A 12,287-nucleotide genomic window follows, 5' to 3' on the forward strand; every position below is an offset into this window, starting at 1 on the left:
ATGGACAGGGCGGCACGGGAACGGCAAGGTCGAGGGATCGCATGGCGATCACATCGGGGTGGGCTTGAGGAGCAGGGCGTTGATGCGGGCCACGAAGTCGTTCCACCCCGTGAGGGGATCGACGCGCCGCGCCCACACGTTCTGCATGTCATTGCCGAAATAGGTGTGAAAGTCGGACCCGGACCCGCTGAACCAGGCCGGCGGGTCGTAGACCAGGTGGTCCACCGCATCGGCGTAGTGCGACTGCGGGACCAGCTCGGCGTAGGCGGGGTCCTCGACCACCGGCGAGTAGGCCGGGATGTGCCCGGCTGCGGCCCAGCTGATCGAGTTCTTCAGCAGCTCGGCGACGACGGCATGGACGTTGCGGCGGCGCTCGGGATCTGGGCTCATCTGATGAGGCAGCACGAAGGCGTGGGAGTCGGCGTAGGCGGCGGGCTCCCCGAAGACCCCGGGGACCATCGTCATATCGAAGGGAACGCCCTGGCTCTTGTAGTTGCCCGATTCCCACACGCCGCCGTAGAAGGCGCCGGAGCCGCCGGTGGCGAACTCGGAGATCGCGGTGCCGCCGTCATGGCCGGGATTGCCGACCTCGCCGTCGATGAGCGAGAGGATCCATTCGGCCGTCTCCACGACCAGCTCTTCCTGATACACCATCTTCCCGCCGACGGGCAGCTCGATCGTGCCGCCCAGCTGCGTGTAGTACGTGGAGAACATCCGCCACTGGTTGGAGCCGTCACCCAGATATCCGAAGGAGAGCCCGTACCCGCTGGGGGCCTTCCCGCCGAGCTCGAGGGCGAGAGCGCGGAAGTCCTCGGGGTTGTCGGTGGGCAGGATCAGCCCGTCATCACCCAGCACACCTGCCGCCTCAGCGATCTCGGTGTTGTAGTAGAGGACGAACGGATGGGAGTCCAGCGCGATCGCGGTGAGCTTCCCGTCCACGACCATCTTTTCCCAGATCAGCTCGGGGAAATCCTCCTGGCGAATACCGAACTCTCCGAGCAGGTCCAGGTCCCACTCGTCGAGCAGGCCGCCGGGGGCGTAGCCGGGCACGCGTGCCGCGTGCATCACGGCGAGGTCCGGCGCGCGGCCTCCGGCCGAGGCCATCGCGAGCTTCGTGTAGTAGGGGGCGCCCCAGGCGAGCACCGTCTGTGTCACCGAGGCGGCGCCGTCGGTGGCCATATACCCGTCGAGCATCTCGCCCATGGTCACGCCGTCGGGCCCGGACAGGAGGTGCCAGAAGGCGATGTCGTCAGCAGCCCGGGCCGAGGAGCCGGCACAGCTGGACAGCGCGCCGACGGCACCCAGTGCGCCGAGGGCACCGGCTCCCTGCATCAGGGCGCGCCGGCCGAGGAAGGTACCGCCGCCCGGATCGCGCGCCGGACGACCGTCCGGCGGTGCCGACCGGGATCCCCGGGTCCCCGCGGGAGAAGAATCATGCATCATTCCGTCCACCTCTTCGTGGTAGGGCTCAGCCGCTGCAGCAGAGTCCGCACGCGGCTCACAGCCCGGCGGTCCATATCTGCCTGAACCGAATTTACATCGTTGTAATGTGGGCGTCAACACTTCCCCACGCATTCGTGGAGATCAGTCGAGCCTCATGCCGAACGACAACCTGCGCACTCAACGACGGCGTCCCGGGCCCTCTCAGGAGGGTCCGGGACGCCGTGCGGTCGAAGGCTCAGGCCCCGCTCTGGGACCGCTTCTTGTTCCAGACGTCGAAGGCCACGGCCACCAGCAGCACCACGCCGCGGACCACGGACTGGGTGGACTGGTCGATGCCCATGATCGACATGCCGTTGGACATGACGGCCATGATCAGGCCGCCGATGATCGCGCCGTGGACCTTGCCCACGCCGCCGGTCACCGCCGCACCGCCGATGAAGGCCGCGGCGATGGCATCGAGCTCGAACATGTTGCCGGCGCCCGGCTGCGCGCTGTTGGAGCGGGCCGAGTAGACGATGCCGGCGACCGCGGAGAGCAGGCCCATGTTCACGAACAGGAGCATGTTGACCCGGCGGGTCTTCACGCCGGAGAGCTGCGCGGCCTGGAGATTGCCGCCCATCGCGTAGATGTGCCGGCCGAAGATGGTGCGCTGGCTGATGAAGCCGTAGATCAGCACCAGGGCGGCCAGCAGGATCAGCACCACCGGCAGGCCGCGCGAGTGCGCGAGCTGCCAGGCGAAGGCCATGACCACCGCGGCCACGGCGGCGTTCTTCAGCCAGAACAGCGGATACGCCTCGACGGGCTGCTTGTACTTCAGCTTCGCCATGCGCCCGCGGTACTGCTGGACCGCGAAGACGACCACCAGGGCGGCGGCGAGGATCAGCGTGAAGGCGTCATAGCCGTTGCCGCCGAGGATCCCGTTGAGGAACCCGCCGGAGATGTACTGGTACTCCTTGGGGAACGGCGAGAGCGAGACGTTGTTCAGCACCTGCATGGTCAGGCCGCGGAAGATGAGCATGCCCGCGAGGGTCACGATGAAGGCGGGGATGCCCACATAGGCGACCCAGAAGCCCTGCCACAGCCCCACCAGCACACCGGTGCCGAGCGCCGCGAGGACGCCCACCCACCAGGGCATGCCGTTGCCGATGACCACCACAGCGGCGACGGCTCCGGTGAGCGCGACCACCGACCCCACCGAGAGGTCGATGTGACCGGCCACGATGATCAGCACCATGCCGATCGCGAGGATCAGGATGTAGGAGTACTGCAGCACCAGGTTGGTGAGGTTGCCGGGGCTGAGCAGCTGACCCCGGTGAGGATCGTGAACAGCACGATGATGAACACGAACGCGATGTAGATGCCGCTCTGACGCATGTTCCGCGTCAGAAGTTCCTTGATGTCAGAAGTTCCCGCCATGAGGCGCACTCACTCCCTCTCCATGGTCATGAGCTCCATGAGGTGCTCCTGCGTGGCGTCCTGGGCGGCGACCTCGCCGGTGATGCGGCCCGTGGACAATGTGTAGATGCGATCGGACAGGCCCATGACCTCGGGCAGCTCCGAGGAGATGACGATGATCGCCTTCCCCGCCGCGGCGAGCTCGTTGATGATCGAGTAGATCTCGAACTTCGCGCCGACGTCGACGCCGCGGGTGGGCTCGTCCAGGATCAGCAGATCCGGTCCGGTGTACAGCCATTTGCTGAGCACCACCTTCTGCTGGTTGCCGCCGGAGAGCTTCCCGACCTGCGCCATCACCGTCGGCGTCTTGATGTTGAGCGAGGAGCGGTAGCGCTCGGCCACCTCGATCTCCTCATTGCCGTTGATCCAGCCGCCATGGGTGACCTTCTCCAGCGAGGCCGCGGTGACGTTCGTGCGGATGTCCTGGATGAGGTTCAGCCCGTACTGCTTGCGGTCCTCGGAGACGTAGGCGATGCCCGCCTTGATCGCCTCGGAGACGGTGCGCAGACGCACTGGGCGGCCGTGCATGTAGGCGGTGCCGGAGATGTCGCGTCCGTAGGAGCGGCCGAACAGGCTCATCGCGAGCTCGGTGCGCCCGGCGCCCATCAGTCCCGCGATCCCGACGACCTCCCCGGCGCGGACGTTCAGCGCCGCGCCGTCCACGACGGTGCGTCCGGCCTGGGTGGGATGGCCGACATGCCAGTCCTCGACCCGGAAGATCTCCTCACCGATCTCGGCGTGGCGCTCCGGGTAGAGGTTCTCGATGTCCCGTCCCACCATGCCCTTGATGATGCGGGGGACGAGGGTGTGCTTCTGCTCGGCGGGCACGCGCATGTCGATGGTCTCGATGGTCGAGCCGTCGCGGATCACGGTCGTCGCGTCCGCGACCGCCGCGATCTCTCCGAGCTTGTGGGAGATGATGATGCTGGTGACGCCCTCGTCGCGCAGCCCGCGGATGAGCCCGAGCAGGTGCGCGGAGTCATCGTCGTTCAGCGCCGCCGTGGGCTCGTCGAGGATCAGCAGGCTCACGTTCTTGGTGAGCGCCTTGGCGATCTCGACCAGCTGCTGCTTGCCCACGCCCAGCTGGCCGACGGGCGTGACCGGCTTCTCCTTGAGGCCCACGCGGGCGAGCAGCTCGGCCGCCTTCGCGTTGGTCTCGTGCCAGCTGATCACGCCGGCTGTGGCCTGCTCGTTGCCGAGGAAGATGTTCTCGGCGATCGACAGGTGGGGCACCAGGGCGAGCTCCTGGTGGATGATCACGATGCCCTCGGCCTCGGAATCGTTGACGCCTGCGAACCGGACGGGGCGGCCGCGGTAGTGGATCTCGCCCTCATAGGTGCCGGCCGGCTCGACGCCGGAGAGCACCTTCATGAGGGTGGACTTGCCCGCGCCGTTCTCGCCGCAGATCGCGTGGATCTCGCCCTCGCCGACTGTCAGGGACACGTCCTTGAGGGCGACGACGCCGGGGAATCTCTTGGTGATGGACCGCATCTCGAGGATGTTTTCGGTCAAGGAGCCCTCCTTCGGGCAGGGGGCCCCGGCGATGCGTCGACGCATGCCGGGACCCCACCGGGATTCTGCTGGGGCCGTCCCGCTCAGAGCTGGCCGGACTCGACCTGCTCCGGCGTGTAGTAACCCGAGTCGACCATGATCTCCTCGTAGTTGTTCTCCAGCACCATCTGGACCTCGAGCAGGTACGAGGGAACGACCTTCACGCCGTTGTCGTAGGTCTCGGTGTCGTTGGCCTCCGGCTCTTCGCCCTTCAGGATGGACTCCGCGCTGACGATCGCCTGGTCGGCGAGGTCGCGGGTGTCCTTGAAGATCGTCGAGGACTGCACGCCGTCGGCGATCAGCTTGATCGAGGCGATCTCGGCGTCCTGCCCGGTGACCACCGGCAGGCCCTCCTCGATGGTGGGGCCCAGGCCCGAGTTCTGCAGCGCGTTGATGATGCCGCGGGACAGCGGGTCGGCGGGTGCCAGCACGCCGGCGAGCTCCTCGCCGCCGTTGTAGTGCGTGGTCAGCAGGTTCTCCATGCGCTTCTGCGCCGTCTCCTGCTCCCAGCGCTGGGTGGCGGCCTGCTCGATGTCCAGCTGCTTCGAGAGCACCTCGAGCGTGCCGTCATCGAGGTAGGGCTGCAGCGTGTCGACGGCGCCCTGCCAGAACAGGTGAGCGTTGTTGTCGTCGAGCGAGCCGGCGAACAGCTCGATGTTCAGCGGGCCCTCGGGGGCGTCGTCCGCCGGTTCGAAGCTCTCGTCGAGCAGCCCCAGGCCGAACAGCAGGGCGTTGGCCTGGTTCACGCCCACCTTGTAGTTGTCGAAGGTGACGTAGAAGTCGACGTTCTCGCTGTCGGTGAGCAGGCGGTCGTAGGCGATGACCGGGATGCCCGCAGCGGCGGCGGCATCGAGCTGCGACGAGAGGGAGGCACCGTCGATCGAGGCGATGAGCAGGGTGTCCACACCCGAGTTGATCATCTGGTCGATCTGCTGCTGCTGGGTGGGGATATCGTCGTCGGCGTACTGCATGTCGACGGTGAAGCCCTTCTCCTCCAGGCCCTTCTTGATGTTGTTGCCGTCCGCGACCCAGCGCTCGTAGGTCTGGGTCGGCATCGCGACGCCGACGGTCTGCTCGCTCGGCTCGGCGTCGGTATCAGGACCGCCGGAACCGGCACCCTCGCCGCCACAGGCGGCCAGTCCGAGAGCCGCCGCAGTGGCCGTCGCTCCCAGCATGAAAGTCCTGCGATTGTGCATGCTCATGGGTTTTTCCTCCTCGAAAATCACCGTCTGCTCCCTGCAGCAGGGGACACCCCACGAGTGGGCCCGTGTCCGCGGTCCGCACACCATCGGTGGTGTGGAACGTCCCGAATGCTAACGTTCACATGCTCGTGGTGTCACGCATCCAGGACCGCCGCGGGTCACAAGTCGGCAACGGAGGCCACCCGCCGCGACCCACGGGAGCCCCCTGCACGATGTGAAACGATCTCGCAGGCCACGGCGCCGCACAGCCCGATGAGCACACCGTCCGGACAGGAGCCCTCCCCATGGCCCCCACCGCTCGCCGCCCCTCCATGGCGGATGTCGCCGACCGTGCCGGAGTCTCCTACCAGACCGTGTCGCGGGTGCTCAACGAGCCGGAGATCGTCCGCCCGGCCACCCGCTCCCGCGTGCTCGAGGCGATCACGGAGCTGGGCTACACCCGCAACCGGGCCGCCCGCGCCCTGAAGACCACGCGCTCCTCCCTCATCGGGATGCTCAACGACGGCTCGGCGCTGTTCGGGCCCACAGAGACCACCACCGCGATCGAGACCGCCGCCCGTCGCGCGGGCTACTCGGTGCTGCTGACCACCGTCGGCGCCGAGGACAGCGCAGGTCACGCGGTCGGCGCGGAACTCCTGGGCTCCGGGGCCGACGGGATCCTGGTGGTCGCCGCGCACGAGGGCATGGTCCCGGCGGTCACCGCGGTGGCCCGCTCGACCCCTGTCGTGGTGGTCAGCGCCGTGCCGCCGCGCACCCCGGGCATCCAGGTGGTCGGCGTGGACCAGGGGCTCGGAGCCCACCTGGTTGTCGAGCACCTGGCTCGCACCGGCGCCCGGTCGGTGGTGCACACCGCGGGCCCGCAGGACTGGTTCGATGCCCGCGCCCGGCGCGAGGGCTTCGAGCAGGCGATCGCGCTGCACGGCCTCGACGGTGAGGTCGTCGGGCCCGGGGACTGGACCCCGCGCACCGGCTACGACCTCACGAACGCGCTGGTCAGGGACGGCCTGCCGGATGCGATCTTCGCAGCGAACGACATGATGGCGATGGGTGTGCTGCACGCGCTGCACGAGCACCGGCTGCGGATCCCGGAGGACGTCGCCGTGGTGGGCTTCGACAACACGCTCGGGGCGGAGTACCAGGTGCCCTCGCTGACCACCGTCGCGCAGCCGTTCGCCGAGCTGGGCCGCCTCGCGCTCGAACGTCTGCTGTGCCTGCTCGAGGAGCGGGAGCTGCCCCCGGGCACTCCCAGCACCCTGCCACCGCGACTGGTGGTGCGCCGCTCGACCCGCCCTGAGCGCACCCACTGACCCCGGCCACGGGGCGTATTACAGCGCCCTCGGAGCACCCCGCCGACCTTGAATGTGAACGTTGACATCCCGGGACTTCCCTGGTGGGATGGGTGCATGACGCACGCTGCCGTGACCTCCACAGAGTACTCCGACCCCGCCGCCCTGATCGGCGCCGGTGGCGCCCACCTGGGTCTCGAGCTCGGCTCGACCCGCATCAAGGCGGCGCTCATCGACGACGCCGGCGCGGTGCTCGGCACCGGCTCCCACGCCTGGGAGAACCGCTTCGAGGACGAGAGCTGGACCTACTCCCTGGACAGCGTGTGGACCGGCATCCAGGACTGCTACGCCGATCTGGTGCGCGATGTGCAGGAGCGCCACGGCGCGGACCTCACCCAGCTGGCGAGCCTCGGCATCTCCGCGATGATGCACGGCTACCTCCCCTTCGACGCTGACGGCGCCCAGCTCGCCCCGTTCCGCACCTGGCGGAACACCTACACCACCGAGGCCGCCGGCGAGCTCAGCCGCGCGCTCGAGCTGAACATCCCGCTGCGCTGGAGCGTCGCCCACCTGCTCCACGCGATCCGCGGCGGCGAGGAGCACGTGGAGCGCCTCGGCTTCCTCACCACGCTGGCCGGCTACGTCCACTGGCAGCTCACCGGCCACAAGGTGCTCGGAGTCGGGGACGCCAGCGGCATGTTCCCCATCGCCGGGACCGGAGACGGCTTCGACGCCGCGCAGCTCGAACGCTTCTCCGCCCTCGACGGCGTGGCTGATCTGCCCTGGTCCGCCCGAGGTCCTCCCCGAGGTGCTGGTGGCAGGCCAGGACGCCGGATCACTCACCGCCGAGGGCGCGGCGCTGCTGGACCCCAGCGGCGCCCTGCAGTCCGGCGCCGTGACCGCTCCGCCGGAGGGCGACGCCGGCACCGGGATGGTGGCCACCCACGCGATCGCTCCCCGCACCGGCAACGTCTCCGCCGGCACCAGCGCCTTCGCGATGGTGGTCCTCGAGGGGCAGCTGTCGGGCCCGCGCGAGGAGATCGACATGGTCACCACCCCCGCAGGTGATCCGGTGGCGATGATCCACACCAACAACTGCACCACCGACCTCGATGCCTGGCTGGGCCTGTTCGCTCGCTTCGCCGAGCTGCTGGGCCACCCCGTCGGCCCCGAGGAGCTGTACAGCACCCTGTTCGGCGCGGGCGCCGAGGGCGACGCCGACGCCGGCGGCGTGCTGAGCTATAACTACGTCTCCGGCGAGCACCAGACGGGCGTCCCCTCCGGCCGCCCCCCTGCTGGTGCGCGAGCAGGAGGCCCGCTTCACGCTCGAGAACTTCATGCGCTCCCAGCTCTACGGCGCCTTCGGGGCGCTCGCGGTGGGCATGGAGGCGCTGCTGAAGGACGAGGGCGTGCAGCTGGATGTCATGTACGCCCACGGCGGCATCTTCCGCACCGCAGGCATCGCCCAGCAGGTGCTCGCCGACGCGCTCGCCACGCCTGTCGCCGTCGGCGAATCCGCCGGCGAGGGCGGCGCGTGGGGCATGGCCCTGCTCGCCGCACACACCGCCCGCACCCGCGACGGTGCGCAGGACCCGCTCAGCAGCTTCCTGGCCGAGGAGATCTTCGCCTCCCAGGAGCTCAGCACCCTCTCCCCGAGGAGACCGGGATGGCCGGGCATGCGCAGTGGCTCTCCGGCTACCGCACCGGCCTGCAGGTCGAGCGCCTGGCCGGCGAGCTGCTCGACTGACCCTCCCCCGACTTCCACTCACCCGCGCCCTCCCAGGAGCCCCTATGACCCTCGTCCTCGCCACCCTGCCCGTCGACACCCAGGAGGCCGTCGCCGCCACGCGCGAGCGCGTCGCCGCCCTGCACGCCGAGCTGCCGCGCAACGACCTCGTGGTCTGGACCGCGGGGAACGTCTCCGAGCGGGTGCCCGCCACCGCCCCCGAGGTGCCGGGCCTGATGGTCATCAAGCCCTCGGGCGTCTCCTACGACGAGCTCACCGCGGAGTCGATGGTGGTGTGCACGCTCGACGGCGTGAAGATCGTCGACGGCACCCCCGACACGCTGACCCCCTCCTCGGACACCGCCGCCCACGCCTACGTGTACTCGCACATGCCCGAGGTGGGCGGGGTGGTCCACACCCACTCGACCTACGCCACCGCCTGGGCCGCCCGCGGCCAGGAGATCCCCTGCGTGCTGACGATGATGGCCGACGAGTTCGGCGGCCCGGTCCCCGTCGGTCCCTTCGCCGTGATCGGCGACGACTCGATCGGCCGCGGCATCGTCGAGACCCTCGAGGGGCATCGCAGCCCGGCCGTGCTGATGCAGAACCACGGCCCCTTCACCATCGGCCGGGACGGCCGCGCCGCCGTGAAGGCCGCCGTGATGGTCGAGGAGGTCGCGCGCACCGTGCACATCTCCCGCCAGCTCGGAGACCCGCTGCCCATCGAGCAGCGCCTGATCGACTCGCTCTACGACCGCTACCAGAACGTCTACGGCCAGCGCTGACGCCGGCTCCGCCCCCCAACTCCCCTTAACGACGAGGACACCACCATGCAGAACCCCTTCGAAGCCCGCGAGATCTGGTTCCTGACCGGCAGCCAGGGCCTGTACGGCCCCGAGACCCTCGACCAGGTCGCCGAGCAGTCCCGCGTGATCGCCGAGACTCTCGACGCCGGGTCCTCGATCCCGGTGAAGATCGTCTGGAAGCCGGTGCTCACCGACCGGGACGCGATCCGCGAGATGGCCCTGGCCGCGAACGCGGACCCTGCCTGCGTGGGCGTCATCGCCTGGATGCACACCTTCTCGCCGGCGAAGATGTGGATCCAGGGCCTGGATGCGCTGCGCACCCCGCTGCTGCACCTGCACACGCAGGCGAACGTCGAGCTGCCGTGGGCGACCATCGACATGGACTTCATGAACCTGAACCAGGCCGCGCACGGCGACCGCGAGTTCGGCTACATCGCCACCCGGCTCGGTGTGAATCGCAAGACCGTCGTGGGCCATGCGAGCGACGAGGGCGTGCAGGAGAAGGTGGGCCGCTGGGCCCGCGCCGCCACGGGCTGGGCCGAGATGCATTCCCTGAAGCTCGCCCGCTTCGGCGACAACATGCGGAACGTCGCCGTCACCGAGGGCGACAAGACCGAGGCGGAGCTGCGGCTCGGCGTCTCCGTGAACACGTGGGGCGTGAACGACCTGGTCGAGGTGGTCGACGCCGTCTCGGACGACGCGATCGACGCGCTGGTCGCGGAGTACGAAGAGCTGTACGAGGTGGTGCCCGAGCTGAAGCAGGGCGGGGAGCGCCACGAGTCGCTGCGCTACGGCGCCCGCCAGGAGATCGGCCTGCGCACCTTCCTCGACGAGGGCGGCTTCGGTGCGTTCACCACCAACTTCGAGGATCTCGGCGGGCTGCGTCAGCTGCCGGGCCTCGCCGTGCAGCGCCTGATGGCCGACGGCTACGGCTTCGGCGCCGAGGGCGACTGGAAGACCGCGATCCTGGTGCGGGTCGCGGCGGTGATGGGCCACGGCCTGCCCGGTGGCGCCTCTCTGATGGAGGACTACACCTACGAGCTCACCCCCGGCCGCGAGCAGATCCTCGGCGCCCACATGCTCGAGGTCTCCCCCTCGCTGACCACCGCGAAGCCCTCCCTCGAGATCCATCCCCTGGGCATCGGCGACCGCGAGGACCCGGTGCGCCTGAAGTTCACGGCCGATCCCGGCCCCGCCGTGGTGGTGGCCCTCTCCGACATGCGCGAGCGGTTCCGCCTGGTCGCCAACGTGGTGAAGGTGGTCGAACCCGCACAGGAGCTCCCTAAGCTGCCGGTGGCATGCGCCGTCTGGGAGCCCGCCCCCGACTTCGCAACCTCCGCCGAGTGCTGGCTGACCGCCGGCGCAGCCCACCACACGGTGATGACGACCGCCGTGGGCCTCGAGGTCTGGGAGGATCTCGCGACCATCGGCGATCTCGAGCTCGCGATCATCGACGAGGACACCACGGTGCGCTCCTTCACCCAGGACCTGCGCACCAACCAGGTCTTCCACCGCCTCGCCCAGGGGTTCTGAGGGACGCCGGCACCATGACGGACGCCCTCGAGGTGCCCGGCCGCAGCTGGTCCGGGACCGTGAACTACGGGCCCGGACCACTGCATGCCCCGACCACGGTCGCGGAGCTGCGCGCTCTGGTGGGCCGCAGCCCACGGATCCGCGCGCTCGGCACGCGGCACTCGTTCTCACAGGTCGCGGCGAGCGACGGGCCGCTGGTGACCCTGTCGAAGATGCCAGCGGACCTCGATTTCGACACCCCGGCGCGCACCGCGCGGGTCGCGGCCGGGGTGCGGTACGGGAGCTGGCGCTCGCGGCGGCCGAGCACGGCCTGGCGCTGTCGAACATGGGCTCCCTCCCCCACATCTCGGTGGGTGGGGCGAGCGCGACCGGCACCCACGGCTCGGGGATGGTCACCGTTCGCTGGCTTCCGCGGTGCGGGCGATCGAGCTGGTCACTGCCGGCGGTGACCTGATCTCGCTGTCCCGTGACGCGGATCCGGAGATCTTCGACGGGGCGGTGCTCGCGCTCGGCACGCTCGGCATCGTCACCCATCTGACGCTCGATCTGATCCCCGCCGCACCGATGCGCCAGAGCGTCCACCTCGACTTCCCCGCCGAACGCATGGGCGGCGAGGACCTGCTGGCCATGCTCGCGGGCGGGAGCAGCGTGAGCCTGTTCCACCACTGGGACGGGCGGATCGACCAGGCCTGGGTGAAGCAGGTCGTCGGCGTGAACGAGGAGCTGCCGGAGACCTGGCTGGGCGGGCGGCGTGCCCGTCGGCCAGTGCATCCGCTGCCCGGGATGCCGGCGGACTTCTGCACCGACCAGAGCGGTGAGCCCGGTCCCCCGCATGAGCGCCTGCCGCACTTCCGGCTCGAGTTCACCCCGAGCAGCGGCGAGGAGATCCAGTCGGAGTACTTCGTCGCGCGGGAGGACCTGGCCGCGACGCTGGCCACGGTGAGCGAGCTCGGCGAGCGGATCCGCCCGCTGCTGCACGCCTCGGAGGTGCGGACCGTCGCCGCCGACGAGCTGTGGCTCTCCCCGCGCACGGCCGCGACAGCGCCTGCGTGCACTTCACCTGGAAGCAGCTCCCAGCGCAGGTCGAGGCGCTGCTGCCCGAGATCGAGGAGCGCCTGGCTCCGTTCACGCCCCGGCCGCACTGGGGGAAGGTCTTCACCCTCGCACCGGGACAGGTGCGCGCGCAGTACCCGCGGCTGGGCGACTTCCTGACCCTGCGCGAGCAGCTGGATCCGCGTCGCACCTTCAGCAACGCCTACGTCGACCGACTGCTCGGAGAGTGACC

The 12,287-nt window shown here is 69.6% G+C and carries 9 protein-coding genes and 3 pseudogenes; 8 read left to right on the forward strand and 4 right to left on the reverse strand.

Annotated elements, in window-relative coordinates:
* Positions 1–48: 48 nt before the first annotated feature.
* From H3H54_RS17170 to chvE, 4 genes and pseudogenes are all read right to left on the reverse strand, one after another.
* The gene (locus tag H3H54_RS17170; protein ID WP_262426525.1) at positions 49–1,332 is read right to left on the reverse strand and encodes an extracellular solute-binding protein; all 1,284 of its coding nucleotides are present in this window, start codon (positions 1,330–1,332) and stop codon (positions 49–51) included.
* Positions 1,333–1,678: 346 nt separating this feature from the next.
* A pseudogene (gene mmsB, locus H3H54_RS17175) lies at positions 1,679–2,859 on the reverse strand (multiple monosaccharide ABC transporter permease).
* 9 nt (positions 2,860–2,868) lie between these two features.
* A complete protein-coding gene (gene mmsA, locus H3H54_RS17180; protein ID WP_262424808.1) occupies positions 2,869–4,410 on the reverse strand; it encodes a multiple monosaccharide ABC transporter ATP-binding protein in 1,542 nt (513 codons plus the stop codon).
* An 83-nt stretch (positions 4,411–4,493) separates the two neighbouring features.
* Positions 4,494–5,645, reverse strand: coding sequence for a multiple monosaccharide ABC transporter substrate-binding protein (gene chvE / locus H3H54_RS17185; RefSeq protein ID WP_262426526.1), 1,152 nt, complete (start codon positions 5,643–5,645; stop codon positions 4,494–4,496).
* 290 nt (positions 5,646–5,935) lie between these two features.
* Between chvE and H3H54_RS17190 the strand changes: the two genes are divergently transcribed.
* The 8 genes and pseudogenes from H3H54_RS17190 to H3H54_RS17215 all read left to right on the forward strand — a co-directional run bounded on the left by H3H54_RS17190 (position 5,936) and on the right by H3H54_RS17215 (position 12,285).
* Positions 5,936–6,958 (forward strand): LacI family DNA-binding transcriptional regulator, encoded by a 1,023-nt coding sequence (locus H3H54_RS17190; RefSeq protein ID WP_262424809.1) that lies wholly within the window; start codon positions 5,936–5,938, stop codon positions 6,956–6,958.
* Positions 6,959–7,069: 111 nt separating this feature from the next.
* Positions 7,070–8,005, forward strand: a complete 936-nt coding sequence (locus H3H54_RS19800) for an FGGY family carbohydrate kinase (protein ID WP_395963018.1) — start codon at positions 7,070–7,072, stop codon at positions 8,003–8,005.
* Positions 7,935–8,153 (forward strand): annotated as a pseudogene (locus H3H54_RS19805) (ATPase); the annotation flags it as partial. The gene H3H54_RS19800 and the pseudogene H3H54_RS19805, both read left to right, overlap by 71 nt.
* 121 nt (positions 8,154–8,274) lie before the next feature.
* Positions 8,275–8,442 (forward strand): annotated as a pseudogene (locus H3H54_RS19810) (FGGY-family carbohydrate kinase); the annotation flags it as partial.
* 286 nt (positions 8,443–8,728) lie between these two features.
* A complete protein-coding gene (locus tag H3H54_RS17200) occupies positions 8,729–9,448 on the forward strand; it encodes an L-ribulose-5-phosphate 4-epimerase (RefSeq protein ID WP_262424810.1) in 720 nt (239 codons plus the stop codon).
* Positions 9,449–9,493: 45 nt separating this feature from the next.
* On the forward strand, positions 9,494–11,002 hold the full coding sequence (gene araA, locus H3H54_RS17205; protein ID WP_262424811.1) for an L-arabinose isomerase: 1,509 nt from the start codon (positions 9,494–9,496) through the stop codon (positions 11,000–11,002).
* A gap of 14 nt (positions 11,003–11,016) precedes the next feature.
* Complete coding sequence (locus H3H54_RS17210) at positions 11,017–11,451, forward strand: hypothetical protein (RefSeq protein ID WP_262424812.1); 435 nt, start codon at positions 11,017–11,019, stop codon at positions 11,449–11,451.
* Between the two features lie 600 nt (positions 11,452–12,051).
* Positions 12,052–12,285: a D-arabinono-1,4-lactone oxidase gene (locus tag H3H54_RS17215; RefSeq protein ID WP_262424813.1), complete on the forward strand. Its 234-nt coding sequence runs from the start codon at positions 12,052–12,054 to the stop codon at positions 12,283–12,285.
* Positions 12,286–12,287 lie beyond the last annotated feature (2 nt).

This window comes from Brachybacterium sp. Z12 (genome assembly GCF_014400405.1).
Lineage (GTDB): Bacteria > Actinomycetota > Actinomycetes > Actinomycetales > Dermabacteraceae > Brachybacterium.